28 protein-coding genes and 1 other RNA gene are annotated in these 25357 nt (G+C 59.9%); 20 read left to right on the top strand and 9 right to left on the bottom strand.

What is annotated here, in order from left to right:
- Positions 1 to 108: 108 nt before the first annotated feature.
- From rnr to C6Y32_RS08805, 5 genes are all read left to right on the top strand, one after another.
- Positions 109 to 2208, top strand: coding sequence for a ribonuclease R (gene rnr / locus C6Y32_RS08825; protein ID WP_105204939.1), 2100 nt, complete (start codon positions 109 to 111; stop codon positions 2206 to 2208).
- Positions 2209 to 2426: 218 nt separating this feature from the next.
- Complete coding sequence (locus C6Y32_RS08820) at positions 2427 to 2705, top strand: DUF2508 family protein (RefSeq protein WP_105204938.1); 279 nt, start codon at positions 2427 to 2429, stop codon at positions 2703 to 2705.
- 30 nt (positions 2706 to 2735) lie between these two features.
- On the top strand, positions 2736 to 3002 hold the full coding sequence (locus C6Y32_RS08815) for a pro-sigmaK processing inhibitor BofA family protein (RefSeq protein WP_105204937.1): 267 nt from the start codon (positions 2736 to 2738) through the stop codon (positions 3000 to 3002).
- A gap of 172 nt (positions 3003 to 3174) precedes the next feature.
- The gene (locus C6Y32_RS08810) at positions 3175 to 3615 is read left to right on the top strand and encodes a GNAT family N-acetyltransferase (RefSeq protein ID WP_105204936.1); all 441 of its coding nucleotides are present in this window, start codon (positions 3175 to 3177) and stop codon (positions 3613 to 3615) included.
- A gap of 54 nt (positions 3616 to 3669) precedes the next feature.
- Positions 3670 to 4107: a DUF3788 domain-containing protein gene (locus C6Y32_RS08805; protein WP_105204935.1), complete on the top strand. Its 438-nt coding sequence runs from the start codon at positions 3670 to 3672 to the stop codon at positions 4105 to 4107.
- Between the two features lie 98 nt (positions 4108 to 4205).
- Here the strand turns inward: C6Y32_RS08805 and C6Y32_RS08800 are convergent, their stop codons facing one another.
- On the bottom strand, positions 4206 to 4616 hold the full coding sequence (locus tag C6Y32_RS08800) for a LuxR C-terminal-related transcriptional regulator (protein WP_105204934.1): 411 nt from the start codon (positions 4614 to 4616) through the stop codon (positions 4206 to 4208).
- Between the two features lie 137 nt (positions 4617 to 4753).
- Here C6Y32_RS08800 and C6Y32_RS08795 point away from each other — a divergent pair, with 137 nt between their 5' ends.
- The 6 genes from C6Y32_RS08795 (at position 4754) to C6Y32_RS08770 (ending at position 6721) form a co-directional block, all read left to right on the top strand.
- Positions 4754 to 5035, top strand: coding sequence for a helix-turn-helix domain-containing protein (locus C6Y32_RS08795; RefSeq protein WP_243562644.1), 282 nt, complete (start codon positions 4754 to 4756; stop codon positions 5033 to 5035).
- 66 nt (positions 5036 to 5101) lie between these two features.
- Complete coding sequence (locus tag C6Y32_RS08790) at positions 5102 to 5359, top strand: helix-turn-helix domain-containing protein (RefSeq protein ID WP_105204933.1); 258 nt, start codon at positions 5102 to 5104, stop codon at positions 5357 to 5359.
- A gap of 66 nt (positions 5360 to 5425) precedes the next feature.
- Entirely contained in the window at positions 5426 to 5683 is a 258-nt protein-coding gene (locus C6Y32_RS08785; RefSeq protein ID WP_105204932.1) for a helix-turn-helix domain-containing protein, read from the top strand.
- A 66-nt stretch (positions 5684 to 5749) separates the two neighbouring features.
- Positions 5750 to 6007, top strand: coding sequence for a helix-turn-helix domain-containing protein (locus tag C6Y32_RS08780; protein WP_164998195.1), 258 nt, complete (start codon positions 5750 to 5752; stop codon positions 6005 to 6007).
- A gap of 153 nt (positions 6008 to 6160) precedes the next feature.
- A complete protein-coding gene (locus C6Y32_RS08775; RefSeq protein ID WP_105204930.1) occupies positions 6161 to 6427 on the top strand; it encodes a helix-turn-helix domain-containing protein in 267 nt (88 codons plus the stop codon).
- A gap of 66 nt (positions 6428 to 6493) precedes the next feature.
- Positions 6494 to 6721 carry a helix-turn-helix domain-containing protein gene (locus tag C6Y32_RS08770; RefSeq protein ID WP_105204929.1) on the top strand — a complete coding sequence of 76 codons (228 nt, stop codon included), beginning with the start codon at positions 6494 to 6496 and terminating at the stop codon, positions 6719 to 6721.
- Positions 6722 to 6754: 33 nt separating this feature from the next.
- Here the strand turns inward: C6Y32_RS08770 and rnpB are convergent.
- Both rnpB and C6Y32_RS08760 read right to left on the bottom strand, forming a co-directional pair.
- Positions 6755 to 7110, bottom strand: an RNA gene (gene rnpB / locus C6Y32_RS08765) — RNase P RNA component class A.
- A 56-nt stretch (positions 7111 to 7166) separates the two neighbouring features.
- Entirely contained in the window at positions 7167 to 7607 is a 441-nt protein-coding gene (locus C6Y32_RS08760) for a TM2 domain-containing protein (RefSeq protein ID WP_105204928.1), read from the bottom strand.
- 342 nt (positions 7608 to 7949) lie between these two features.
- Between C6Y32_RS08760 and gdhA the strand changes: the two genes are divergently transcribed.
- Complete coding sequence (gdhA, locus tag C6Y32_RS08755; protein ID WP_105204927.1) at positions 7950 to 9302, top strand: NADP-specific glutamate dehydrogenase; 1353 nt, start codon at positions 7950 to 7952, stop codon at positions 9300 to 9302.
- Positions 9303 to 9462: 160 nt separating this feature from the next.
- On the top strand, positions 9463 to 10536 hold the full coding sequence (locus tag C6Y32_RS08750) for a branched-chain amino acid aminotransferase (RefSeq protein ID WP_105204926.1): 1074 nt from the start codon (positions 9463 to 9465) through the stop codon (positions 10534 to 10536).
- Between the two features lie 250 nt (positions 10537 to 10786).
- On the opposite strand, the gene C6Y32_RS08745 is transcribed toward C6Y32_RS08750, so the two are convergent.
- The 3 genes from C6Y32_RS08745 to C6Y32_RS08735 all read right to left on the bottom strand — a co-directional run bounded on the left by C6Y32_RS08745 (position 10787) and on the right by C6Y32_RS08735 (position 12441).
- Complete coding sequence (locus C6Y32_RS08745) at positions 10787 to 10999, bottom strand: cold-shock protein (RefSeq protein WP_105204925.1); 213 nt, start codon at positions 10997 to 10999, stop codon at positions 10787 to 10789.
- Positions 11000 to 11195: 196 nt separating this feature from the next.
- A complete protein-coding gene (locus C6Y32_RS08740; protein WP_105204924.1) occupies positions 11196 to 11636 on the bottom strand; it encodes a hypothetical protein in 441 nt (146 codons plus the stop codon).
- Between the two features lie 16 nt (positions 11637 to 11652).
- Entirely contained in the window at positions 11653 to 12441 is a 789-nt protein-coding gene (locus tag C6Y32_RS08735) for a GNAT family N-acetyltransferase (protein ID WP_105204923.1), read from the bottom strand.
- A gap of 230 nt (positions 12442 to 12671) precedes the next feature.
- Here C6Y32_RS08735 and C6Y32_RS08730 point away from each other — a divergent pair, with 230 nt between their 5' ends.
- The 5 genes from C6Y32_RS08730 to C6Y32_RS08705 all read left to right on the top strand — a co-directional run bounded on the left by C6Y32_RS08730 (position 12672) and on the right by C6Y32_RS08705 (position 18900).
- Positions 12672 to 13565, top strand: a complete 894-nt coding sequence (locus C6Y32_RS08730; protein ID WP_164998194.1) for an RluA family pseudouridine synthase — start codon at positions 12672 to 12674, stop codon at positions 13563 to 13565.
- A gap of 151 nt (positions 13566 to 13716) precedes the next feature.
- A complete protein-coding gene (locus C6Y32_RS08725; RefSeq protein ID WP_105204921.1) occupies positions 13717 to 15498 on the top strand; it encodes a peptidoglycan DD-metalloendopeptidase family protein in 1782 nt (593 codons plus the stop codon).
- A gap of 838 nt (positions 15499 to 16336) precedes the next feature.
- On the top strand, positions 16337 to 17608 hold the full coding sequence (locus tag C6Y32_RS08715) for a UDP-N-acetylglucosamine 1-carboxyvinyltransferase (protein ID WP_105204919.1): 1272 nt from the start codon (positions 16337 to 16339) through the stop codon (positions 17606 to 17608).
- Between the two features lie 25 nt (positions 17609 to 17633).
- The gene (locus C6Y32_RS08710; RefSeq protein WP_105204918.1) at positions 17634 to 18428 is read left to right on the top strand and encodes an MBL fold metallo-hydrolase; all 795 of its coding nucleotides are present in this window, start codon (positions 17634 to 17636) and stop codon (positions 18426 to 18428) included.
- Positions 18429 to 18432: 4 nt separating this feature from the next.
- Positions 18433 to 18900, top strand: coding sequence for a 23S rRNA (pseudouridine(1915)-N(3))-methyltransferase RlmH (locus tag C6Y32_RS08705; protein WP_105204917.1), 468 nt, complete (start codon positions 18433 to 18435; stop codon positions 18898 to 18900).
- A 70-nt stretch (positions 18901 to 18970) separates the two neighbouring features.
- Here C6Y32_RS08705 and C6Y32_RS08700 read toward each other — a convergent pair whose 3' ends face one another.
- Both C6Y32_RS08700 and C6Y32_RS08695 read right to left on the bottom strand, forming a co-directional pair.
- The gene (locus tag C6Y32_RS08700) at positions 18971 to 20494 is read right to left on the bottom strand and encodes a YifB family Mg chelatase-like AAA ATPase (RefSeq protein WP_105204916.1); all 1524 of its coding nucleotides are present in this window, start codon (positions 20492 to 20494) and stop codon (positions 18971 to 18973) included.
- Positions 20495 to 20651: 157 nt separating this feature from the next.
- Positions 20652 to 21386, bottom strand: a complete 735-nt coding sequence (locus C6Y32_RS08695) for a GntR family transcriptional regulator (protein WP_105204915.1) — start codon at positions 21384 to 21386, stop codon at positions 20652 to 20654.
- Positions 21387 to 21727: 341 nt separating this feature from the next.
- Between C6Y32_RS08695 and C6Y32_RS08690 the strand changes: the two genes are divergently transcribed.
- Positions 21728 to 22183, top strand: coding sequence for a LytTR family DNA-binding domain-containing protein (locus C6Y32_RS08690; protein ID WP_164998193.1), 456 nt, complete (start codon positions 21728 to 21730; stop codon positions 22181 to 22183).
- Positions 22183 to 22632, top strand: coding sequence for a hypothetical protein (locus tag C6Y32_RS08685; RefSeq protein WP_105204913.1), 450 nt, complete (start codon positions 22183 to 22185; stop codon positions 22630 to 22632). The genes C6Y32_RS08690 and C6Y32_RS08685 overlap by 1 nt, the downstream gene beginning before the upstream one ends.
- A 65-nt stretch (positions 22633 to 22697) precedes the next feature.
- Here C6Y32_RS08685 and C6Y32_RS08680 read toward each other — a convergent pair whose 3' ends face one another.
- Entirely contained in the window at positions 22698 to 25334 is a 2637-nt protein-coding gene (locus tag C6Y32_RS08680; protein ID WP_243562641.1) for a cation-translocating P-type ATPase, read from the bottom strand.
- Between the last annotated feature and the right edge of the window lie 23 nt (positions 25335 to 25357).

Here is a 25357-nt window from a genome sequence, read left to right as displayed (position 1 = left end):
GGTATGCCCGCCCCGGGCGCTGCCCACAATAAAGGGGCGGGCGCATACAGTGGCACAGAAGTTTACTTACCGGCGGCCGGGCCGCCCTTGAAAGACAGGTGACCGTTTATCAAACTGCAAAAAACGATAGAAAAAATACTCCGCGAGACCAAAAACCCCTACGTCCCCCTCAAGCTGATCTGCACCCGTGCGGCCAGCTTTTCCAAGCCCCAGATCCGCAGCTGTCTCGACCAGATGGAAAAGAGCGGCCAGGTGCTGTTCGGCGAGCAGGGCTTTGCCCTGCCCGAGCGGCTGGATCTCAAGCGCGGCGAGATCGTCAAGGTGGCCGGCAGCTTCGGCTTTGCCCAGCTCGACGACGAGGAGAAGACCCAGGTCTTCATTCCCGGCCGCTACTTCATGGGCGCCATGACCGGCGAGCAGGTGCTCTTGCGCACCCGCCCGGGCCGGGTGGGCATGTCGCTGGAGGGCGAAGTCGTCCAGGTCATCCCCGACCCCGACGGCGCCTTTGTCGGCGTGCTGCACCTCTCCGGCGACAGCTGCTTCGTGGTGCTCGACTGCATGCCCAAAACCGAGATCAAGGTCCGCCGCTCCACCCTGGGCGAGGCCAAAGATGGCGACAAGGTGCTCGTCAAACTGGTGGTGCGGGGCCGCAAGCACTTCGGCCACATCGCCGCCATCGAGCGGGTGTTCGGCGACTCCGGCCGCGCCAAGTTCTGCGCCGACGCCATCCTGCACCAAAACCACATCAAACTGAACTTCGAGCCCGAGACGCTGCAGGAGGCTGCCCAGGTGTTCGAGCGCGGCGTCTGCCCCGACGATTTCGCCGGCCGCGAGGACCTGCGCGACTGGGTCATCTGCACCATCGACAGCAAAGAGACCAAAGATATCGACGACGCCATCTCGCTGCAAAAAACGGCCGACGGCTATCAGCTGGGCGTGCACATCGCCGACGTGTCCCACTACGTCCGCCCCGACACCGCCCTCGACAGCGAGGCCTTCGAGCGCGGTACCTCGGTGTACTACGCCAATTCGGTAGTGCCCATGCTGCCCAAAGAGCTCTCTAACGGCGTCTGCTCCCTTAACCCCGACGAGGACCGCCTGGCCCTGTCCTGTATCGCCCAGCTCGACGAGCAGGGCCGCATCAAAGACTACCGCTTTGCCAAGACCATCATCCGCTCCCGCAAAAAGTGCGCCTACAGCGAGGTCAACGCCCTGCTCGACGGCACCGCCAGTCCCGACATCGTAGAGGCCTACGCCCAGGTGATCGACAGCTTGCAGCTCATGGGCCAGCTGGCCCAGATACTCGAGGACAACCGCTTTGCCCGCGGCGCCATGAATATCGAGTCCAACGAGAGCAAGATCATCATGGACGAAGAGGGCGACCCCGTCGATATCGTGGTGCGCGACCGCGGCGCCTCCGAAAAGGCCATCGAGGAGCTCATGCTCATCGCCAACGAGTGTGCCGCCAACCTGGGCCGCAAAAACAAGCTGCCCTTTGTCTACCGCGTACACGAAGATCCCGACGGCATCAAACTCGAGACGCTGCGCACCATCCTCAAGGCTTTCGGCTACCCCTACACCGACATCAAGGCCGGGGTACCCACCAAAAAGCTGGCCGAGATCCTCGATCTCTCCCGCGGCAAACCCGAGCAGATCCTCATCCATAAAATGGTTCTGCGCTCCATGGCCAAAGCCAAGTACAGCGAGCAGCCCCTGGGCCACTACAGCCTGTCGCTCGACGATTACGCCCACTTCACCTCGCCCATCCGCCGCTACCCCGATCTCTCCATCCACCGCATCATCACCGACTTTTTGAGCGGCGTACCGGCCTCCGAGATCAGGGCGCGGTACGACGATTTCGTGGTCGATTCCTCCGCCCACTCCACCCAGTGCGAAATAAACGCCATGATGGCCGAGCGCGACTGTGACGACGCCTACAAGGCCCAGTACATGCAGCAGTTCATCGGGCAGGATATGCCCGGTATCGTCTCTGGCGTGGCCCCCTACGGCTTCTACGTCCAGCTCGAGAACAGCTGTGAGGGACTGGTGCGCCTGGCCACCATCGAGGGCAGCGATTACGAGCTGGTCGACGATATCAAGCTGGTCGATCACGCCGGCGGCAAGACCATCTCCATCGGCGACCCCATCACCGTCAAGACCACCAACACCAACGTCTCGCTGGGCCAGGTCGATTTTGCCCTGGTCTGACCAGCTGCACAGCGCGTATAGTATCTTTGTATTTCTGCCCGCCGGCGCTCTGCCGCCCGGGCCGCAAAAAAGCGGTCGTGCCCCCATCCGGGAGCGCGGCCGTTTTTTTCGTGCTGTCTTTTCGTCTCCTCCCGGCCAAAATGGGTATTTATCCCAACCGCACCGGCATAAACTGGAGGTATAGGGGGCAAACTCACAGGCGAAAGGAGCGGATGGCTATGGAAGGTATCTTAGCGCGTATCGACGGCCGCCTCGCCGGCCTTAAACAGCTGCTTTCTCAGCGGCAGCAGACCGCGCCCAGCAGTGCCCAGCTCGCCCGCCAGCAGCTGCAAGACGACATCGCCGAGACCAATCTGCGCCTGTGTCAGGCCCACGATCGGTTCGACTACAGCAGCGAAGGCGAACTGGTGACCTCCGCCGTTTACGAGATCAAGGCGCTGGAGCACCGGCTCGATTTCCTGTACCAAAAGGCCCGGCAGCTGCCGCGCCAGGAGTAGCCCCACAATAAAAAGACGGGGGATGACGAGATGGCATACTACCGGTGGATCATGTTGGCGCTTGCCATAGTGGTGGTGGCGGTGATGGCCCGCACCTTTTCCAAGGGGCAGCACCCCTGTATCACCGCGGTGTTTACCGGGCTCTCGGGCATTTGCGTGGTGCTGCTGCTCAATGTGCTGGCGCCGTTTATCGGCCCTACCATCGGCTTTAATTTCTTTACCTGCGGGGCCTCGGCGGTGCTGGGGGTGCCCGGCGTGGCCGGCATGTTGTTTTTAAAGCTGATCTTTAAGCTCTGACCAGGTAGTGTAGCGGTGCAAAAAAGGGGCGTGTCCGGCTGTGGACACGCCCCTTTTGCCGCGCCATAAAATAGGGCAGGGGAGCAGGGGGCAGAGGCAGCAGCGCGGCAGTTGCGCCCGGCCGCCTCGGTGCGGTATACTGTACCTACCCCATAAAAAAGGAGCACTGCCAATGGAATATATCGCCAAGTGGGTCGAGGGCACCCCCCAGCAGCAAGATGCCTACGACCTGCGCCTACAGGTATTCGTCGACGAACAGGGCTTTGCCCGCGAAGTCGAGCTCGATGAGATCGACCACACCGCCTGGCACCTGGTCCTCTATGCGCCCGACGGCACCCCCGCCGCCGTGGGCCGTACCTTTCCCGCTCCCGGCGGGCCCGGCACCTACACCGTGGGCCGCATCTGTGTGGCCAAAAGCCACCGCAGATCCGGCCTGGGCGCCCGCCTGCTGGACGAGATACACGCCCGCCTGCGCGCCGCCGGCGCCAAAACCGCCCAGCTGCACGCCCAGGTGCAGGTGCAGCCCTTTTACCAGCGCTGCGGCTATACCGCTGTCGGCAGCCCCTTTATAGAAGACGGCTGGCCCCACATCACCATGCAGCGACCGCTGTGAGCGCGGCCCCACCGCCGGTACGCCCGTACCGGCCCGTTTAACAGGAGGAAGCCCATGAGCGACTGGAGCAACACCTACCCCGCCACCGCCGCCCCCACCCCCCAGCAGATAAGCCAGTACATCGGTACCCCGCTGTGGCCGCAGCTGCAGCAGTTTATAAAAGATACCTACGGCCTGTCGCCGCAGCTGTTTTTTAGCCGCTGCGGCATGGCTCCGGGCTGGAACGTCAAGTACAAAAAGGGCAGCCGTTCGGTCTGTACCCTCTATCCCGAGCGGGGCTCTTTTACCTGTCTGGTGGCCATCAGCGACCGCGACGAGCCCGAGGCGCAGGCCGTCCTCGCCGGTGCCGACCCCTATCTTCAGGAGCTGTTTTCCTCCACCCAGTCGTTTCGCGGCAGCCGCTGGCTCATGGTGGCGGTCACCACCCCCGCCATCCTAAGCGGCCTGCAGCAGCTTCTGCTGGTGCGCACCAAGCCGCCCAAGCGCAAATAGGCCTTTTGGTCCCGCCAGCACAGTTGGCGCCGGCCAAGGCCCCACGTGTCAACAGAGAAAGCCCTGTAGTTTACAGGGCTTTCTTTTTGCGTGGCCGGTCACTCCAATATGCCGGTATGGATGACTTTCCCATATAGCGCCAGTTGTGCCCGCGTCAGCAGGGCGTCGGCTGCAAGCGCTCTATACGGCATACGCCCCTGCCAGTCACTGCGGATGTTGCGGCCGCCGATCTCCCGGTGCATTTTTCCCCCTAAGAGCACGAGCCCCTCGATAATGAGCGCCAACTCTATGCGGCTGATGGAAAAAGCCACCGTCTGACCGTCTCTCTTTTTCTCCTCCTGAAAGGCCTGGTACTGCCGAAAGCGCCTTTGCGCATTGCGTAAGTGGAGCGACACCGCGCTCACCGATAGGTGCAGCTCCTCGCCAATGCACTTACAGGTCAGCCTCTGCTGCCGCAAAAGATATACTTCCCGTTGCCTCTCCGTGAGGATAGATAGATCGTTTTCCATAGTTTTTCTCCCTTTATTGTTTATTTTTAAGCCCTTTGCTCGTATACGAGTAAAGGGCTGTATATTTATTGCTAATATGAAAATATTAGCCCTATATATAGGGATAGTATTTTTATATTAGCAGGGGTGTGAAGTATGTGGATAAGGCAAACATAATTTATTCTCAAATTATTGTTGACCACATAGTATCGCTCTGCAAACAGCAAAGAATATCTATTAATGAGTTGGCGCGGATGAGCAATATTAGCCAGTCTACCCTCGACAACTTGGTTAATAGAAGAACATTTAACCCAAGAATCAAAACACTACACAAAATCGCTAATGCTTTTAATATGACGGTGGCGGAATTTCTTAACTTTCCCGCTATTAACAACTATTCTTTCGAAGACGATTCCGATGAAGACGATTCCGATGAATAACCTAAACAGATGTAGCGCCGCTATATCTGTTTTTTGCTATCCAGTTATGGTAAGTAGGTGATTGCTATGCCAGTCCCAATCTCGGTGCTTATCGCCGCCCATATCCAAAAACTCTGCCACCAGCGCGGTATTTCTATCTATCAGTTGGCACAGATGGGTGGCCTTGCCGACTCTACGCTCGATAACATTATGAACCGCCGCTCCGCCTATCCGAGTATTAAAACGCTGGTGCGGATAGCCAACGCCTTTGGCCTTACCGTGGCCGAATTCTTGGATTTCCCCGCCCTCAACGACTACTCGTACGAGGACGATACCGATGCCTGACGATAGCGGATGCAGCGCCGCTATATCGGCTTTTGCCACGCAGCCATAAACAGGTAGGTGAATACTGTGAAAGACCAGCTCTCATCGCTCGTAGTCGACCGCATCTGCACTCTCTGCCGCCAGCGCGGTTTTTCTATTTACAAACTGTCGCAGATGAGCGGCATCACCCAGTCCACCCTCGATAACCTCATGGGCCGCCATACCTTTAATCCAAGTCTTAAAACGCTGGTGCGGGTAGCCAACGCCTTTGGCCTTACCGTGGCCGAATTTTTAGACTTTCCCGCCCTCAACGACTACTCGTACGAGGACGATACCGATGCCTGACGACAGCGGATGCAGCGCTGCTGTATCGGCTTTTGCCACGCAGCCATAAACAGGTAGGTGAATACCGTGAAAGATCAGCTCTCATCGCTCGTAGTCGACCGCATCCGCACTCTCTGCCGGCAGCGCAGTTTTTCTATTTACAAACTGTCGCAGATGAGCGGTATCACCCGTTCTACGCTCAACAACATCATGGGCCAAAAAACGCGTGATGCCCGGCTGTCCACACTACTTAAAGTAGCCAACGCCTTTGGCCTTACCGTGGCCGAATTCTTAGATTTCCCCGCCCTCAACGACTACTCATTCGAGGACGATACCGATGAGTAGTAAAAATAGTGGATATTTGTGCTAAACGTGGAAAGCATGCTCTCATGATACCATTGCCCAATATTTTAGTCAATAGCACATTAAATAAGACTGTATTGCAGCCTGACAAAATCTATAATATACACCATACGATACAAGAGGGGAGGGGCATACATGGGTCGGGACGTGTCTTTTGACAACCGCGACCGCTTTATCGAGTTGGGGCTGGCTATCGCCGCCCTGCGCAAAATGCAGGGCCTCTCGCAGGAGCAGCTGGCCGAAAAAGCGGGTATCAGCCGCTCCCACCTCAGTTCCATCGAAGCGCCCGGCACCGTCTACCCCTTTTCGCTGGAGGTGCTCTATAACATCGCCGACGCGCTGCACATCCGCCCCGGCGACCTGCTCAACTTCACCCTGCCCGGCAGCCGCCGCAGGCCGTGACCCGCGGCAAGGGCCATGGCCAAAAAGACGCCACTACCCACACCTGTGTAAGGGGGATGCAGAGAAATGATCGTCTATGACCCACTGTGGGCGACCATGGCCAAAAGAGGGGCGACCACCTACACCCTGCGGGTGAAATACGGCCTTAGCCATGCCACTGTGCAGCGCTTACAGGCCGGTCAACCCGTCACCACCCACACGCTAGATAAGCTGTGCCAGATATTCGACTGTGCGCTGTCAGACATTGCGGTATATGTTCGCGCCGAGAGCGATAAACAGCATTTGCCAAAATAAAAAAGCACCCGATACGGGTGCTTTTTTTTCAAGTAGGCGACTAAACCATAAGCCGAGTTCTGTATTGAGTGACGATCTATCTTGGCCGCGCGTCGCCGCACAGCTCCAGCCACCTTGTCGGGAGCCGGCCGGGCAAGCCGTATCTGCCCCCATTGCGGTGTTGCTCCGGATAGGGTTTACATAGCCGCACAGTCTCCTGTGCGCTGGTGAGCTCTTACCTCGCCTTTCCATCCTTACCCACATGCCATAAGGCCGGGGCGGTTTCTTTCTGTTGCACTTTCCCTAAAGTCGCCTTCGGCTGCCGTTAGCAGCTATCCCTGCCCTGCGGAGCTCGGACTTTCCTCACACACGCTCTTTCGGGCTGTGTGCGCCGCCACATGGTCTACTCGCCGCGCAAAACTGCGCCCTGCTATTTTAGCACAACAGCGCGCTTTTTACAAGTGACCTACCGGTCCAGCGGCACGCCGTTGCCGTCCACGCTGATCGACTCGGTCAAAATCAAAATACCCTCGATGAACGACCAGATGTACGATACCGTGCCACAGCACAAAATACCCAGTATCAGCTGTACGATGGCCTTGTTGGTGTAGCCCAGGTAAAAGTTCTGAATGCCAAAGCTGCCCAGCAAAAAGGCAAACAGCGCCGCCACCACTTTGCTGCGGGGCTTGTAGCCCGCCGGGATGGGCGCGCCCTGCAGCACCGTGCCGCAGTTGGGGCAAACGCTGGCGCCCGGGGGCACCACCGCGCCGCACACCGCACAGGTGGCGCCGGCCGCCTGTCCGGCGGTGTTCTGTCCGGCCTGTTCCGCGTGCTCCACCGGGGTGCCGCACACCGTGCAGAAAGCCGCCCCGTCGGGGATGATATTGCCACAGTTTTTACAGTTCATAGTACCCAACTCCCAATTTTGTGGTTTGGCCCGCCCGCTTCGGCGCTGTTGCCGCCGGGCGGTGGGCCCGCTCTCAATGGCCTTATTATAGCATTTTTGACCTATTGGGGCAACTTAACAATTTATGAAGTACTCTTACGAATATCTTGCGGTATACCCAAACAAGCGCCCCGCCGCCCCTGCAAAAATTGGCATAGCCCATAAATTTGCAAGTCGCTGCCCGGTTTTACTTCACTTTTGCTTGAACTGTGCCCCCAAACTCTATATAATATGGACATATCGGGGTGCGATGTACCGCTTTACAGCGATGATGTGCCCAATCCCATTTTAAGGAGGCCCCCTATGTCTTTTAGCAACGCATATCTCAGCCAGGTTTACGAGCAGGTCTGCCGGCGCAACGCCGGCGAGCCCGAGTTTTTGCAGGCCGTCCAAGAGGTTCTCGAGTCCCTCGAGCCGGTCGTCGCAGCCGATCCCGCCATCGAGAAAAACGGCGTTATCGAGCGCATGGTCGAGCCCGAGCGGATGATCGTGTTCCGCGTCTCGTGGGTAGACGACGCCGGCAAAGTACAGGTCAACCGCGGCTTTCGCGTCCAGTTCAACTCCGCCATCGGCCCCTATAAAGGCGGTCTGCGCCTGCACCCCTCGGTCAACGCCTCGGTCATCAAATTCCTGGGCTTCGAGCAGGTGTTCAAAAACAGCCTTACCGGCCTGCCCATGGGCGGCGGCAAAGGCGGCAGCGACTTCGACCCCAAAGGCAAGTCGGATATGGAGATCATGCGCTTTTGCCAGAGCTTCATGACCGAGCTGTGTAAACATATCGGCCCCAACACCGACGTGCCCGCCGGCGATATCGGCGTCGGCGCCCGCGAGATCGGCTATCTCTTCGGCCAGTACAAGCGCCTGCAAAACGAGTTTACCGGCGTGCTCACCGGCAAAGGCCTTACCTACGGCGGCTCGCTGGCCCGCACCGAGGCCACCGGCTACGGCCTGTGCTACTTCACCCGCGAAATGCTCGCCGACCTCAAAAACGAGAGCTTCACCGGCAAAAAGGTAGTCATCTCCGGCTCCGGCAACGTCGCCATCTACGCCGCCGAAAAGGCGACCGAGCTGGGCGGCAAAGTCATCGCCATGTCCGACTCTGCCGGTTACGTCCTCGACGAGAGCGGCATCGATCTGGCCCTCATGAAACAGGTAAAAGAGGTCGAGCGCGCCCGCATCACCGAGTACGCCGCCAGAAGAGAAGGCGCCGTCTACACCGCCGGCAGCAAAAACATCTGGAACACCCCCTGCGATATCGCCCTGCCCTGCGCCACCCAAAACGAGCTCGACGAAGAGGGGGCCAAGGCCCTCATTCAAAACGGCGTCATGGCCGTGGCCGAAGGGGCCAACATGCCCTCCACCCCCGCTGCCATCGCCGCCCTGCAAAAGGCGGGCGTGCTGTTTGCCCCCGCCAAGGCGGCCAACGCCGGCGGCGTGGCGGTCTCCGGCCTCGAGATGAGCCAGAACTCTATGCGCTACAGCTGGACCTTCGAGGAAGTCGACAGCAAGCTCGAGGGCATCATGAAAGGCATCTACCAGAGCGCCAGCAGCGCCGCCGCCCAGTACGGCCACGCCGGCAATCTGGTCATGGGCGCCAACATCGCCGGCTTTAACAAGGTCTGCACCGCCATGATCGCCCAGGGCGTCGCCTACTGATATCTTTACGCCGCGCCGGTACCCATATATGCCCCGCCCGTGTTTCGCAAGGTAAAGTAAAGCCGGCGCGGCGGTGTGTATTTGACCGGCACACCGCGCCCCGCCCAGCCGGGGCGCCCGGCGGGTCCGGCCCGCCAACTGTAGAAAGGCAGTGATTTTCATGCAAGAGATCAGAGTGGAACTTGCAAAAACCCTAAAGGATAAGCCCGTCGACGAGAGCAAATTGGGCTTTGGCCAGGTCTTTACCGACTATATGTTCGTCATGGAGTACACCGCCGGTCAGGGCTGGCACGACCCGGTCATCAAGCCCTACGGCCCCATCTCCATCTCCCCGGCAGCCATGTGCCTGCACTACGGGCAAGAGGTGTTCGAGGGTATGAAGGCCTACCGCGCCGACGACGGCCGCGTGCTGCTGTTTCGCCCCGAAGAGAACTTTAAGCGTCTCAACCGCTCCAACAAGCGCATGTGTATCCCCCCCATCGACGAGGAGCTGGCCCTCTGCAGCCTGAAAAAACTGGTCGATCTCGACCGCGACTGGATTCCCAAAGCCAAAGATTCGTCGCTGTACATCCGCCCCTTCATCATCGCCACCGAGGGCAAGCTGGGGGTCAAATCCTCCGATAGCTACCTGTTCATCATCCTGCTCTCTCCCTCCGGCCCCTACTACGCCAGCGGCCTCGACCCGGTCAAGATCTATGTCGAGTCCTCCTACGTGCGCGCCGTGCGCGGCGGCACCGGCGAGGCCAAGACCGGCGGCAACTACGCCTCGGCGCTCATCGCCCAGGAGGAGGCCCACGAGCAGGACTATGCCCAGGTGCTCTGGCTCGACGGCGTCGAGAGAAAATACATCGAGGAAGTGGGCGCCATGAACATCTTCTTCGTCATCGACGGCGAGGTGGTCACCCCCGCTCTAAACGGCAGTATCCTGCCGGGCATCACCCGCAAATCCACCATCGAGCTGCTGCAGTCCTGGGGCCAAAAGGTCAGCGAGCGCCGCATCTCTATCCAGGAGATCGCCGACGCCTACGACGCCGGCAAGCTCACCGAGTGCTTTGGCACCGGCACCGCCGCGGTCATCTCCCCGGTGGGCGAGCTCAAGTGGCAAGATAAGGTCATGCCCATTGGCGGCGGCCAGATCGGCGCTATCTCACAAAAGCTCTACGATACGCTCACCGGTATCCAGTGGGGCCGTCTCGACGGTCCGGCCGGCTGGTCGGTCGATATCGACGCCTAGCTGTCCCATCACACTGTGCTGCGTAGCTGCGTACTGTGTGCTGTTTGCTGTTTGCTTGTGTACCGCACATAAAAAAGAGCGGGGCCGGGTCCATCCCGGCCCCGCCCTTTTTATCTTTCTTATAGGCCGGCGCACCCCAAGCGCCGGTGCCCCGCGGTCCAGAGCAGGGCAGAGCAGCCCCACTTTTTTCCGCCCGGCAAAAAGAAAAGCGCCCCTCTTTTTAAAGAGGGGCGCTTTTTTTACAGTGCACTTACAGCGCAGTCACGTTGGTAGCGCGCAGCTTGCTGCTGTTTTTGGGGTCCTGCTCGGTCTCGAACGAGACTTTCTGACCCTCATTGAGCGATTTGTAGCCGTCGCCCACGATGGCCGAGAAATGTACGAATACGTCCTCGCCGCCGTTGTCGTCAGCAATAAAGCCAAAACCTTTTTCCGAGTTGAACCATTTTACAGTACCAGTATGCATAATAGGTACCTCCATCAAAAATATTATATTCTCTGACAAAAAAGAATCACATGTTTTTGTAGACCATCTAACGAGCAAATGATTTACAAAAACATGTGAGATCAAATGTACATCTAGAATACTTCTCTAGTATACAGACTGGCGGCGGTGTTGTCAAGCGTTTTGGCAAATAAAATTTAAGCTGTTTAAGCTGTGCTCAGCCCTCGGCCAGTTGCAGCGCCTGCTCCCAGCTGAGCTTTCGAACGCACATATCCAGCTCGGGCGACGGCACCCAGTCGCCCGCCGGGCAGCTGCCGTACTTCACCGCGTGCACCACCGCCCCGGCCCCCATGCACAGGTCGTGGGGCACACCGGGGTCGGGGCAAAAGCAGTCGCCGGTTTCTAAAAGCCGCAGCACCGCCTTGCCCTGCCGGTACACGGCGCAGATCACCGGCCCCTGCTGCACCAAGATGAACTCTCGGGTGGTGTGGTGCAGATGGCTGTTTTCCCATACCGGCCCGCCGGGGTTCTCGCAGCGGATGTAGCCGCTGCCGTCTGGCCCCAGCAGGCGAAAGCGCCGCTCGCCGTTTTCCATCTCCTGGTGGTTGCAGGTAACGCCACTGGCTGCCACCATCTCCGCTGTCATCTTTTGGGGCATGTTGCGCCCTCCTTTTTTATAGGTGGCCTGTGTGCGGCGGGCGCTCGCCCACCTCGTAGGCGGGGTAGGGGGCATCGGGGCGGTAGCCCAGCTTTTGGGCCAGCGCCAGCGAATGCAGGTTCTGGGCGTCCCAGCTGGGGTACAGCCCCCGCTCTAAACAGTCCAGGATCAGCGCCGCTCCACAGGCGGTGGCCAGCCCCCGGCGCCGGTGGTCGGCGCGGGTGTCGATCTCGATCTCAATGCCCTGCCGGTACACACTGTAAGAAGAGGCCCCCGCCACCAGCTGCCCGTCGCGGGTGGCCGCCACCCCCAGCCCCCGCCGGCGGTAATCCTCCCACCCGGCAAACTGTCCGCACAGGCTGTACGACCATTGCTGGGCCTTAGCCTGTGCAAACAGCGCCGCGTTTATGGGCTGCAGCACATAGCCCTCCGGCAGCTCGGCGGCCAGCGCCCGCAGCCGGTCCCGGTCAAATACGCCCGGCTCCTTTTTTACCGCATAGCGCTGTACCCGCTGGGCCCGGTCGCCGTACACCTGCTCAATACAGCGGGCCCACGCCTCGCTCTGGGGCACCAAAATGCAGAGATCCGGCGCGTCCTCTGGCCGGTGTGCCGCCAGCTGCGGCTGTGGCTGTCCGGCCAAAAAGCCAAAGTCGCCCAGCGCCACCAGCGCCGCGGTGGGCGCTGTCTGGTCATCGGCCCAGGCGCTGCCCATACAGCCCTGCAAACACGACCAGATCATCGTCTCCGGCCACTTTGCAAAAAGCGGGGCAACGCGCGCAGTGTCAGTCACCCGATATACGGCCATAGGTGTCCCTCCCATCTGGCAGCGGGGCCGTCAGCCGTCTGGCCATTGGCTCCTCTGCGTATCCTGTGTAATCCCACCCATTGTATCATGTCGCCTTGCTCCCCACAAGCACCCCCTATTTTGCCTTTTTCGCCTTTTTCCTATATAATAGAAGCTCATGTCGGGCACGCGCGTATCGCCGGCCCATCAAATGTGTAAAACATCCGTCATGGCAGAAAGGAGCGGTATTCTTGCGGGAGATCGTCTACATCATCAAAGAGCACCAAAACGGCAAGTCGGTCAAGCAGATCCTCAAAGGCGCTTACGGCTATTCCTCCCGCACGCTCACCCGGTTGCGCAAAGACCCGCTGGGCCTGCGGTGTAACGGTTCCCACATCCGCACCATCGACCCGGTGCACACCGGCGACCGGCTGCAGGTGCGCCTGCCCGAAGAGCAAAACACCTATCGCCGCAGCCTTATCACCGTCCCTGTTTTATATGAAGACGACGACCTCATGGTCTATAACAAGCCGGTCAACATGCCCAGCCACACCGCCTATGCCCACCATCAGGATACACTGGCCAACGTGTTTGCCGCCCACTGCGACCAGCTGGGTCTGCAGCTCAAGTTCCGCATCGTCAACCGGCTGGATAAAGACACCACCGGCTGTGTGCTGGTGGCCAAAAACCAGTATGCGGCCAGCGCACTTACCGGCCGGTTGCAAAAAGTTTACCTGGCTATTGTCGAGGGCGCGCTCACCCCGCCCACCGGCACGGTCGAGGCCCCTATCCTCCGCGAGCAGGAGATCCTCACCAAACGCATCGTCCATCCACACGGCCAATATGCCCGCACCGACTACGGTACCCTGGGTCGGGGCCCCGGCTGTTCGCTGGTGCGCTGCCAGCTGCCCACCGGCCGCACCCACCAAATACGGGTGCACATGTCCTATCTGGGCCACCCGTTGCTGGGCGACAGCCAATACGGTGGAACGTTACGATCCATCGCCAGGCCGGCCCTGCACTGCCGCACGCTGCGCTTTTTACACCCGGTCAGCGGCCAATATCTTACAGTACAAGCCCCAATTCCTGGAGACATGCAGGGTATAATCGACCAAATGACAGAGCTCACTGGCGACCATTACTAGCAAAGTTCCACGATAATCGGGCCAAAAATCGGCTTTTTCCGCCGGCAGGGGTTGAAATCTTACAGGATTGCGATATAATAGTAACCAAGTTGTAACCAATTTGTAAGATTTGAAATTGGTTCACGGCAATTCCCAAGACAGGAGTGATTGGATGGCGCATCTGCCAAAAGGTTTGTCTCAAGACCTCAAAAAAGATGAGATGACCCAAAGCGGGGGCGGGCAGTCAGAAGACAAGAGTTTTAAAAAGACCGTTAAAAAGGTCGCCCACAAGATCGATGCATTCAGCTGCTATATCGGCACCGTGATTATCCGCCGGTATAAGCACTATCATAAAATATGGGTAAAGCGCAGAAAGGCGATGGCTATCGTCTTGAAGCAGCTGCCGGGCAGGGTGGCGCACAGCTTTATCGAACTGATGGTAAAGGCCAAAAAACATCTGGTCAACCCGGTACAGCGCTTTTTCGGCAACATCGTCGACGGTGTCCGCGGCACCTGGCGGGCCCACAAAGACCCGCACAAGTCCGGTCGGGCCCACTTTAAGGGCTGGTTCGGCCGCTCGCAGCACGGCTTTAAAAAGGCCATCAACTACCTTATGCCGGTAGCGGCCATCGCCGTCAGCGCGCTGGTCATCAGCACCGTGCTCAACTTAAACTTCGCCCTCAAGGTCGAGTATGAGGGACAAGTTGTCGGCTACGTCGACAGCGAGGCCACCTTCAACCAGGCCAAAAAAGTGGTCAACGACCGCATCGCCGTCAAAGACAGCACCGATACCGAGTACATCAAAAGCCCCACCTACTCCATCGCCGTAGTCGACTCGAAAAAAGTCGTCGAGACCGAGGAGCTGGCCAATACGCTCATCAGCGCCTCCGGCGCCGAGATCGTCGAGGGCTACGGTCTCTATATAAACGGCGAGTTCCAGGGCTGTGTAAAAGACGAGACCGCCACCCAGCAGGCGCTGGCCGCCATGATCGACCCGGTCAAGGCCCAGTACCCCGACGCCACGGTGGAGTTCAATAAATCCGTCGAGCTCAAAGAGGGGCTTTTCCCCACCGACAGCGAGATGGCCGACGAAGAGATGGTCGCCCTGCTGAGCTCGCAGGAGGTGGAGGAGAAGATCTACACCACCCAGGACGGCGACACCCCCATCGATATCGCCGCCAAAAACAACATCACCCTCAGCACGCTGGTGGCCCTAAACCCCAACATCACCGGCGACCTGTTCCCGGGCGATCCGGTCGTCATCCAAAATCCGGTGCCCATCATTCAGGTCAAGGCCACCCGTCAGGTCACCTATAACGAGAAGATCCCCTTCGAGACCGAGACCAGCCAGAGCGCCGAGTACGACAAGGGAACCACCACCACGCTGCAAGAAGGCGTCGAGGGCGAGCAGGAAGTCACCGCCCGCGTGGTCACGGTCGGCGGTGTCGAGACCGAAAAGACCATTCTCAGTGCCAAGGTCCTATCCGAGCCGGTCACTAAAAAGGTGGTCGAGGGCACCAAAGTCAGCTACTCGCCCAGCTACAGCGGCAGTTCCAGCACCTATAGCGGCGGCTACAGCGGCTCTGCTTCCGGCAGCCTTATCTGGCCGGTAGCCGGCGGCTATATCAGCTGCCCCATCTGGGGGTACTACGGCCATACCGGTATGGATATCGCCGCCCCCGCCGGCACCGCCGTATACGCCGCCGATGACGGCGTGGTCGAGAAAGTGGCCTACCAGAACGTGGGCTACGGCTACCACATCATCATCAACCACGGCAACGGTATGAAAACGCTGTACGGCCACAACTCCGAGCTGCTGGTGACTGCCGGCCAGACCGTCAGCAAAGGTCAGCAGATCGCCCGCGTCGGCCGCACCGGCAACGCCACCGGCAACCACTGCCATTTTGAGGTGCGCATCGGCGGCTCTTATATGGACCCGCTCAACTACATCTAAAATAGGCGATCACCTATTTCTATAAAAGGCCGGGGGCCGCAGCGATTGCGCTGCGGCCCCCGGCCTTTTTTGTCTCCCGCCCCGGCGCCGTCCAGCACCTGCCGGGCCCGCCTCCTGCCGCCCGCCGCGTCCCGATAGTCCCGAGCCGCCATCCAATGCTCTTTTGTAAAAAAATATCTATAGCATCTTGTTCCCTCTTGAGCCGGCAATTGTTTTTCACGCTGACCGCCTGTTTTTCCCCGCCCATATCTCGCCCTCTAAACAGATCCTGCGATCGCATCTCTGCCGCCGACACACCGGCTCATCATCCGTCATCCATCGCCCGTCACGCGCCGCCCGCCAAACGGCAAACGGCGCGTAAATGGGTGCGCTTTTAACGCTTTTTGGCCCGTTTTAACAATTTCGTAACATCTTGCCTTTTGTGCAGCGTACCGCCTCAAGGCGCATCAGCAGTCGCTCGGTGCCGGTTTGACATACAAAATTGCCGAGTATCGGCCTTGTTTTTGGGGAAAATACAGTCAAAGACAGATGTTGCCGGGCAAAATGGCAAAATGCTACTTTTCTTTTTTGGTCAAAGATGCTATAATAACTTCATCCATACACAGGTGGTGACAAGGGGTATCTCTGCGTACAGCACAGCGTGCCGCTTGTGGGGCGCGGCCCCGCCGGGTATAGGTCCCGGCCACCGCGATCTTTCGCTTTTTTCACTCGCCACGGCCGCCGGGCAGCGCTGTCCACGGCATATTGGTGGCGATTTTGTATACGAGTTTAGCGCGCCGCAGCAGCCCCGGGGGAGTGGGGCAGGTGCGCTCTGCGTCTGTAAAGGGAGCGTTTACCATTGGAGAAATTCGTCATCCGCGGGGGAAAGCCGCTGAGCGGTGAAGTAAACGTGAGCGGTGCCAAAAACGCCGCCGTCGCTATTTTGCCCGCCGTGCTGCTGGCCGAGGGCCCCTGTCTTATAGAAAATGTGCCCGCCATCAGCGATATCGATATCAGCAAAGACATTCTGGCCGCCATGGGCGCCCAGGTAGAATATATCACCAAAAACACCCTGTCTATCGATCCCACCACCGTTTTGGGCACCGATGTGCCCTATGCGCTGGCCAAAAAAATGCGCGGTTCCTACTACTTTATCGGCGCGCTGCTGGGCCGGTACAATCAGGTGTGTGCCGCGCTGCCCGGCGGCTGTGATTTCGGCATTCGCCCCATCGATCAGCACCTCAAAGGGTTCGAGGCGCTGGGTGCCCAGGTCGGCATCGAGGGGGATATCATCCATGTCAGCGCCGATCAGCTCATCGGCGCCCACGTGTATTTCGACATCGTCTCGGTGGGGGCCACCATCAACGTAATGATGGCCGCCGTCAAGGCGCAGGGGGTCACCATCTTAGAAAATGTGGCCAAAGAGCCCCACATCGTCGATGTGGCCAATTTTCTAAATTCGCTGGGAGCCGATATCCGCGGCGCCGGAACCGACGTCATCAAGATCCACGGGGTCGAAAAGCTCGGCCGCACCGAATACGGCATCATCCCCGACCAGATCGAGGCCGGCACCTATATGGTGGCCGCAGCCGCCACCGGCGGCGACGTGCTGGTCAGCGGGGTTATTCCCAAGCACCTCGAGTCTATTACCGCCAACCTCATCAGAGCCGGCGCCCAGGTGACCGAGTACGACGAGGCGGTGCGCGTCCAGCGCGAGGGGCCCATTCAAAAGTGCAACATCAAAACACTGCCCCATCCGGGTTTTCCCACCGATATGCAGCCGCAGATGACCACCATGCTCACCGTGGCCGAGGGGACCAGCATCATCACCGAAGGCGTGTGGGACAACCGCTTCGCCTACGTCGAAGAACTCAAAAAACTGGGCGCCAACGTCCAGGTCGACGGCCAGGTGGCGGTGGTCGACGGGGTCGACCGCCTGCACGGCGGTGTGCTGCGCTCGGTCGATCTGCGGGCCGGGGCGGCCATGGTCATCGCCGGCCTCATGGCCGACGGTATCAGCGAGATCGAGGATATCCGCCATATCGAGCGCGGATACGAAGACATCGTCTCCAAGCTGCGCGATCTGGGGGCCGATATCCGCCGGGTAGAGTGTGCGCCCCAAAAACAGTAAGCGGCCAGAGAGGACAGGGTAGAGCATGGCAAAAGTTTGTACGCTGTACAGCGGTTCCAGCGGTAACAGCACCTATATCGGCAGTGAATGCGGCGGATTGCTGGTCGATATCGGCAAAAACTGCAAGCAGACCGTACTGCAGCTGCAGAGCCGGGGCATCGAGCCCGAGTCGCTGGGCGGTATCCTCATCACCCACGAGCATATCGACCATGTGCGGGGGCTCAAGGTGTTTTTAAAAAAATACCACACCCCGCTGTACACCACCACCGGCACCGCCGGGGCACTGCGGATGAAAGATCTGCTGCAGAGCGATTACCCGGTCCACTACATAGAAGAAGAGACCCCGTTTGAGATCCAGGACATGCAGATCAGCGCCATGCGCACCAGCCACGACTGCGCCGACAGTATGGCCTACCGGGTGCGGACCGCACGGGGCAAAAAGGTGACGGTGGCCACCGATATGGGCCAGCTGCCCGATGGGTTTATCGACAAAGTCGCCGACAGTGATCTCATCGTGCTCGAGTCCAATTACGACGAGAACATGCTCCGCAGCTGCGACTACCCCTATTTTCTCAAACGGCGCATCTTCTCCGACTGCGGCCATCTCTCCAACGACCTGTGCGCACAGACGGTGTGCACGCTCACCCAGCGGGGGGTGCCACGCTTTATGCTGGCCCACCTCAGCATCAACTCCAACGCGCCCGAGGTAGCCTATCAAACAACGGCCTGCCAGCTGCAGATGATGGGGGCCGATCCCGAGGGGGACCTCCAGCTGTCGGTGGCCCCGCGCGACACCGCCTCGCCGCTGTGGGAGCTGTGATACGATGCTCAGTGTACAGGTGCTCTGCATCGGCAAACTCAAAGAAAAATATCTGGTACAGGGCTGCCAGGAATACGCCAAACGGCTGCAGAGCTTTTGTAAGCTCACTGTTACCGAGCTGCCCGAGACCCGCCTGCACGACAGCGTCGACGCCGTGCTCGCCGACGAGGGTCAGCGCCTGCTGGCCAAACTGCCCGCCGGCGGCTATCACATCGCCCTGTGCGTAGAGGGGCAGACCTGCTCTTCTCCCCAGCTGTCGCAGCTGCTGCAAAAAAAGGCGCTGGCGGGCATCAGCCAGTTCACCTTTGTCATCGGCGGCAGCTACGGGCTGCACGAGCAGGTGAAAAAGGCCTGCCAAATGCGGCTGTCGGTCTCGCCGATGACTTTCCCCCACCAGCTTTTCAGGCTCATGCTGCTCGAGCAGATCTACCGCGCTTTCTCCATCGGCGCCAACACCAAATACCACAAATAAAAGCCTCTGGCCATAGCTGCCAGAGGCTTTTTTATATCTGTCGGCGGCGAGCCGCCCAGCCGACCCCGGTCTAAAACCCGGCATCGGGCCGGTCCAGCTGCCGGTACTGGATTACCTCTGCCATGTGGTCTCCGGTGATCTGCTCGCTGCCGTCTAAGTCAGCCACGGTGCGGCTCAGCTTTAGCAGTTTGTCCCGGGCCCGGGCCGACAGGCCCATCCGCTCAAAAGCGCCCCGCAGCATCTGCTGTGCGGGCTCGGTCATGGCACACACGGTATCCAGTACCCCGGCGGGCAACTTGGCGTTGCACGACACACCGGTCTGCTGTTGTCGGTCCAGCTGTCGCTGACGGCCGGCCACTACCCGGCGGCGTATCTGCGCACTCGATTCCGCCGGTAGGGGAGAGGCCAGCGCGTCATAATCCACCGGCTGCAGCTGTAGGTGTATATCAATGCGGTCGAGCACCGGCCCGCTGATGCGCCCCAAGTAGCGGCTGATGGCCGAGGGGCTGCAGCTGCACCGGCGGGTGGGGTGGCCCGCCCAGCCGCAGGGGCAGGGGTTCATGGCCGCTACCAGTAAAATATCACAGGGGTACTGCACCGTCACTCCGCCGCGGTTTATGCGCACGGTGCCGTCCTCCATAGGCTGCCGCAACACCTCGATGGCGCTGCGCTTAAATTCGGCAAACTCGTCTAAAAACAAAATGCCCCCACTGGCCAGCGATACCTCGCCCGGCCGGGGCGTGCTGCCGCCCCCCGCCAGCCCCACCGCTGATATCGTGTGGTGCGGTGCCCGAAACGGGCGCGACGAGAGCAGTGCCGTCTCGGGCGGCAGTGTCCCGGCGATCGAGTGCACCATCGTGGCCGAGAGCTTTTCCGCGAACGTCATGGGCGGCATGATGCCCGGCAGCCGTTTGGCCAGCATGCTCTTACCTGATCCCGGCGGCCCCATCAGCAGAATGTTGTGCCCGCCGCAGGCCGCCACCTCAAAGGCGCGCTTAGCCAGGTACTGCCCCTTCACGTCGGCAAAGTCCAGCGGGTATATCGTGTCGTCCGGCGGCAGCTGGCTGTGGTAGGGGGCGATCAGCGCTGCTTTGCTCAGGTGATCCAGCACCTCTTTTACCGTGGCAGCCGGTAAGATCTCAAGCCCCTCTACCACCCCTGCCTCCATGGCGTTCTCTGCCGGCACGAACAGTGCCCGGTACCCCTGCCGGCGGGCCTCGATAGCCATGGGCAGCACGCCCCGCACCGGCCGCAGGTCACCCCGCAGCGACAGCTCACCGATAAAGGCGCAGTCGTCGGTGTCGGCTTTCAGTTGACCCGAAGCTCGCAATATGCCCACAAAAAGCGGCAGGTCATATACCGAGCCGGCTTTTTTGATATCTGCCGGCGCCAGATTGGCGGTGATGCGGCTCACCGGAAAGGCAAAGCCGCTGTTTTTTACCGCTGCCCGCACCCGGTCTCGCGACTCTTTTACCGCCGTGTCGGGCAACCCCACGATCTCAAAGCTCGGCAGCCCGCGTGCAGTGTCCACCTCTACCTGTATGCGGTAGGCCTGCAGGCCCACCAGACCCAGACTGTGCACCATACAAAACATGCCCGTTTCCCTCCTCGCCCCTCTTACAGCTAGTATACACGTTCTGTGCACTTGTCACAATGGGTCGTCAAAAAATGTCGAATACAGCAAAGTGAAAAACACTGGGCAACCGGTGCTGCCTAGTGCTGCCTAGTGCTGCCTGGTTTCGTCTGCACAGTCAAATACCCACACAGGTCCCCCGCATATACAACTTATAGCGGTCGCTGCGAATGATCTGCCGGGCGCAGTGCAGGGGGTTTTGGTGGCTGTCGCGCACATAGTCGTCGATGCACAGTAGGGCGGTCCTGGGCTCTACCTGCAAAAGCGCCGCCTCCTCCCGGCTGGCATAGCTGATGCCGATCGCCTTTATCGTGTCGCTGGGGGTAATGTGATATTTTTGCAGCACCCGATACAGCGAACCAGAGAGATCCTCCTGCAGCAAAAAGCTGTAGTGGCGGGCAAAAATATTCTGCTCGATCATGATGGGTACGCCGTCGGCAAAGCGCAGCCGCCGCAGTGCAACGACCGGTTCTCCGGGGCGTATGCCCAAAAAAGAGGCCTCCTCCTCGCCGGCAGTCTGGTAGCCGACCGAAAGCACCTCTGTGCCAGCCACCTGGCCGCCGGCCTCACAGGCGTTGGTGAACCCGCGAAATTCAGCCATGTCGCGGCCTATGTACGGGCGTGCTACATAGGTGCCTTTGCCCTGCCGTCTGATGAGCAGGCCCTCCTCTACCAGCGCGTCGATGGCCTCGCGCACGGTAATGCGGCTGATACCGTACCGCTGGCTCAGCTGTGCCTCGGTGGGGATCTTCTGGTCGATCGAGAACTCGCCAGCGGCGATCGAACTGCGCAGGGCGTCTATCAGCTGGCGGTACAGCGGCACCCCGCTGTCGGGGGTCAAAGTGGGTATCATCGGGCACAGCGCTCCTTCCTATCTGTGGTCTCGGTATCCGGCAGGTCCTATATAGTATGATTATAGCACATCTCGAGCAGCCCAACAGCCGGCATACAGCAGGGGAGCAGACACATCTAAAAAAACGAGCAACTGGGGCCGGTAAACCGGCTGGCCGGGCGTTGCGGTGTCGGCAGTCAGGACCTGACCGGGCAAGCGTTCCCAGGTGAGACCCGCGTATCGGCATTTGGGCGCCGAATATCTACCACTGGGGAGCGGGCACCTTGCCGGCGTGCGCGGCGCCCAGTATAATAGGGGTCGTACAGAGGCGCTGCCATCTGTGCAGACAGGAGGAGCTGTGTGTGAAGATCAAACTGAATCAGGACCCGGCACTCACCGAGACGCAGGTACAGATCGACTGCCCGGTCATCGACGAAGCGGTGCTGCAGATCGTGACCGGTCTGCGGCTCTACCAGCAAAAGCTCACCGGTATCCGCGACGGGGAGGTCCACATCGTCGACGTACGGGATATTCTGTATATCGACTCGGTGGATAAAAAGACCTTTTTCTACACCGAAACTGCCGTATACGAGAGCGCCCTGCGCCTGTATGAGCTGGCTGACCGGCTGGAGAAACTCGATTTTTTCCGGGCCTCACGGTCCACCATCGTCAATTTTGCCAAGATATGTGCCATGCGCCCCGATCTGGGCGGCCGGCTGCTGCTCACCGTGGAGGGCGGTGAAAAGCTGTACGCCTCCCGTCAGTACGCGGGCGCTTTTCGCCAAAAACTGGCCGCTCTGGAGAGGGGAGATCGCTGATGAAAAAATTTATGCGCCGGGTCATGGAGTGGAAAGCCGCCTGCTGCTTTGCCTTTACCGGCTGTGCGCTGCTGTACGCGCTGGTGTGCCTGTTTATGGGGCGCACCCAAATACGAGTCACCAGCCTTTTATACCTGTTGGGGCTCACCGCCGTCGCCACCGGCCTGCAATACCTGTGCTTTACGCAAGCGCTCTTTAAAAAGATGCGCTACACCGCCCGCCTGCTGCTGTTTGCCGCACTGTTACTGCCGGTACTGGTAGGGGCGGCCCTGCTGCTGGAGTGGTTTCCCAGCCAGTATGCCAGCGCTTGGGTGCTGTTCGGGCTCATCTTTTTAGCTGTATTGGCTGTATTCACCGCCGGGTTCGAGCTGTATTTTCGGCTGGCTGGCCGGCGGTACGACGGGCTACTGGGCCGCTATCGGGCCGGCGCAGACCACCGGCAAAAATAGAGTATAAAAAGAGAAAGAGCCATCCGGCCGGGTGGCTCTTTCTCTTTTATAGCGGTGATGCAGTTTTATTTATTGCGGCTAAACAGCTTGGCGATCTCCACGATGGGCACCGGCAGCACGCTCAGTCCCAGCACGCAGCCCCAGGCGGCCAGCGGCAGGTGTACCATGCCAAAGATACCGGCCACCGGTGGGATCAGCGCTACTGCCAAGATCAGCGCGATAGAGGCCAGCACCGCCAGGTTCAGATAGCGGTTGGCAAAAGGGTTAGACTTGAAGATCGAGCGGCGGGTGCGGGCGCCAAAGATGTGGAACATCTGTGAGAGTGCCAGCACCAAAAAGGCCATGGTCCGCCCCTCTGCTACCGAGTTCTCGGCGAACACATAGCGGCCCAACACGTAGCTGGTCACGGTGAGCGCCGCCAGCATCAGCCCCTGCAGCACGATGTGCAGCCACATGGGCCCGTCAAAGATACCTTTATCCTTGGGCCGCGGCGGATCGTCCATCACGTCGCTGCCGGGGGCGTCCATACCCAGCGCTAAAGCGGGCAGCCCGTCGGTGACCAGGTTGACCCACAGCAGTTGGATGGCGCTCAGCGGGGCGCCAAAGCCGGCCAGCATCGAGGTCAGCACGGTAAAGATCTCGCCGATGTTGCAGCTGAGTAAAAACTTTACCGATTTGACGATGTTCTGGAAGATGCCGCGCCCCTCGCGCACCGCCACCACGATGGTGGCGAAGTTGTCGTCGGTCAGCACCATATCGGCGGCCCCTTTGGCCACATCGGTGCCGGTAATGCCCATGGCACAGCCAATATCTGCCGCCTTCAGGGCGGGGGCGTCGTTGACGCCGTCACCGGTCATAGCCACGATCTGCCCCTTTTGCTGCCAGGCCTTGACGATGCGGATCTTGTCCTGCGGGGTCACCCGGGCGTATACTGAGTAGTCGCCGATGGTAGCCGCCAGCTGCTCGTCGCTCATCTCCTGCAGCTGGGCGCCGGTGATGGCCTTTTGGCCCTCCTGCAAAATGCCCATCTGGCTGGCGATGGCCGAGGCGGTCACCACATGGTCGCCGGTGATCATAATGGGGCGTATACCGGCCTTTTTGCAGGTGGCGATGGCGTCTTTGGCCTCCTGGCGGGGCGGGTCGATCATGCCGATGAGACCGATGAGCGAGAGATCCTGCTCCAGGCTGGCCGACTCGTCTTCTGGCGGCAGCACCTCGATGACCTTGTGGGCGACAGCCAGTACGCGCAGTGCATTTTGGGCCATCTGGTCGTTTGCTTTGCGGGCGGTCTCGATCTGTCCGCTGCAGCGGGGGGCCAAAATATCAAAGGCGCCTTTTACGATGACGTGCAGCCGGCCGTCGATCATGTTGACGGTGGTCATCAGCTTGCGGTCCGAGTCAAAGGGGAGATCGAACATGCGGGGGTAGTCGGCATTCAGCTGCTCCTGCTTTTCCCCCGCCTGTAGTGCGGCGGCTACGATCGCCGTCTCGGTGGGGTCGCCGATATGCTGCAAACTGCCGTCGGGCTGCTCTAACACCTTGCCGTCACAGCACAGTGTGGCCAGTTTTAGCAGCGACACTACCTCGGCCGGGGTGTCGGGGGCGCCCACTTCGTCGAGCAGGTCCGCACCGTCGGCGCGCTCCTGGCGGCGGGGCACCCAGCAGGCAGTTACCGTCATGCGGTTTTGGGTGAGCGTACCGGTCTTATCCGAGCAGATGACCGAGGCGCTGCCCAGCGTCTCCACCGCCGGTAAGCGCCGGATCAGTGCGTTTTTCTGCACCATTTTCGACACGCCAACCGCCAGAACGATGGTGACGATGGCCGGCAACCCCTCGGGAATAGCCGCCACCGCCAGCGAGATAGCGGTCATAAAGATCTCTTTGATGGGGGTGCCGCCGATGAGGCCGATGATAAAGATCACCGCGCACACGCCCAGCGCCACCAGGCCCAGCGTTTTGCCCATCTTTTCCAGCTTGTGCTGCAGCGGGGTAGCGGTGTCTTGCTGGCTGTCTAAAATGGCGGCGATCTGACCGATCTGTGAGGACATACCTGTCGAGGTGACGATGGCCTTAGCGCGGCCATAGGTAACGCTGCAACCGGAATACACCATGTTTACCCGGTCGCCCAGTGGTGCCCGCTCCTCCACTGTGGCCGCCGCATCTTTTTGGGCCGGTACGCTCTCTCCGGTCAGGGCGCTCTCCTCGCACTGCAGACTGGAGGACTCGATGAGTCTGGCGTCGGCGGGCACGTAGTCGCCGGCCTCCAGCACCAGAATATCGCCCGGCACCAGCTCGGCCGAGGAGATGATCTGCTCGCGGCCGCTGCGCACCACCCGCGCGTGGGGGGTAGACATATCTTTGAGGGCATCCAGCGCCTTTTCGGCTTTGCTCTCCTGAAATACCCCCAACACCGCGTTGAGGATCACGATGAACAGAATGACGGCGGGCTCTAGAAAGTCGCCGTGCCCCTCCATCACCGCCAGCACCGTCGAGATAACGGCGGCGATGATGAGAATGATGACCATGGTGTCTTTGAGCTGGGCGGCAAAGCGCTGCAGAAGGGTCTTGGGCGGCTTGCCCTGCAGCTTGTTCTCGCCCACCTCGGACAGCACACGGGCGGCGGCCTCATCGGTGAGCCCCCGTTCCAGATCGCTGGAAAATTGCCCCGCGATCTGCTGGGGCGTCCTATCATGCCACGTCAATACAAAACACTCCTTTTTATCAT

It is taken from the genome of Neobittarella massiliensis (ex Bilen et al. 2018), assembly GCF_900289145.1.
Taxonomy (GTDB): domain Bacteria; phylum Bacillota; class Clostridia; order Oscillospirales; family Ruminococcaceae; genus Neobittarella; species Neobittarella massiliensis.
Note: the sequence above shows the minus strand (reverse complement) of the source record. Positions and strands in the feature narration are given on the sequence as shown.

Coding starts and splice junctions, on each gene's coding strand:
- C6Y32_RS08820 (WP_105204938.1), top strand. CDS start 2,427: ATGGAAGGTATCTTAGCGCGTATCGACGGCCGCCTCGCCGGCCTTAAA.
- C6Y32_RS08815 (WP_105204937.1), top strand. CDS start 2,736: ATGGCATACTACCGGTGGATCATGTTGGCGCTTGCCATAGTGGTGGTG.
- C6Y32_RS08810 (WP_105204936.1), top strand. CDS start 3,175: ATGGAATATATCGCCAAGTGGGTCGAGGGCACCCCCCAGCAGCAAGAT.
- C6Y32_RS08805 (WP_105204935.1), top strand. CDS start 3,670: ATGAGCGACTGGAGCAACACCTACCCCGCCACCGCCGCCCCCACCCCC.
- C6Y32_RS08800 (WP_105204934.1), bottom strand. CDS start 4,616: ATGGAAAACGATCTATCTATCCTCACGGAGAGGCAACGGGAAGTATAT.
- C6Y32_RS08790 (WP_105204933.1), top strand. CDS start 5,102: ATGCCAGTCCCAATCTCGGTGCTTATCGCCGCCCATATCCAAAAACTC.
- C6Y32_RS08775 (WP_105204930.1), top strand. CDS start 6,161: ATGGGTCGGGACGTGTCTTTTGACAACCGCGACCGCTTTATCGAGTTG.
- C6Y32_RS08770 (WP_105204929.1), top strand. CDS start 6,494: ATGATCGTCTATGACCCACTGTGGGCGACCATGGCCAAAAGAGGGGCG.
- C6Y32_RS08760 (WP_105204928.1), bottom strand. CDS start 7,607: ATGAACTGTAAAAACTGTGGCAATATCATCCCCGACGGGGCGGCTTTC.
- gdhA (WP_105204927.1), top strand. CDS start 7,950: ATGTCTTTTAGCAACGCATATCTCAGCCAGGTTTACGAGCAGGTCTGC.
- C6Y32_RS08750 (WP_105204926.1), top strand. CDS start 9,463: ATGCAAGAGATCAGAGTGGAACTTGCAAAAACCCTAAAGGATAAGCCC.
- C6Y32_RS08745 (WP_105204925.1), bottom strand. CDS start 10,999: ATGCATACTGGTACTGTAAAATGGTTCAACTCGGAAAAAGGTTTTGGC.
- C6Y32_RS08740 (WP_105204924.1), bottom strand. CDS start 11,636: ATGCCCCAAAAGATGACAGCGGAGATGGTGGCAGCCAGTGGCGTTACC.
- C6Y32_RS08735 (WP_105204923.1), bottom strand. CDS start 12,441: ATGGCCGTATATCGGGTGACTGACACTGCGCGCGTTGCCCCGCTTTTT.
- C6Y32_RS08725 (WP_105204921.1), top strand. CDS start 13,717: ATGGCGCATCTGCCAAAAGGTTTGTCTCAAGACCTCAAAAAAGATGAG.
- C6Y32_RS08710 (WP_105204918.1), top strand. CDS start 17,634: ATGGCAAAAGTTTGTACGCTGTACAGCGGTTCCAGCGGTAACAGCACC.
- C6Y32_RS08705 (WP_105204917.1), top strand. CDS start 18,433: ATGCTCAGTGTACAGGTGCTCTGCATCGGCAAACTCAAAGAAAAATAT.
- C6Y32_RS08700 (WP_105204916.1), bottom strand. CDS start 20,494: ATGTTTTGTATGGTGCACAGTCTGGGTCTGGTGGGCCTGCAGGCCTAC.
- C6Y32_RS08695 (WP_105204915.1), bottom strand. CDS start 21,386: ATGATACCCACTTTGACCCCCGACAGCGGGGTGCCGCTGTACCGCCAG.
- C6Y32_RS08685 (WP_105204913.1), top strand. CDS start 22,183: ATGAAAAAATTTATGCGCCGGGTCATGGAGTGGAAAGCCGCCTGCTGC.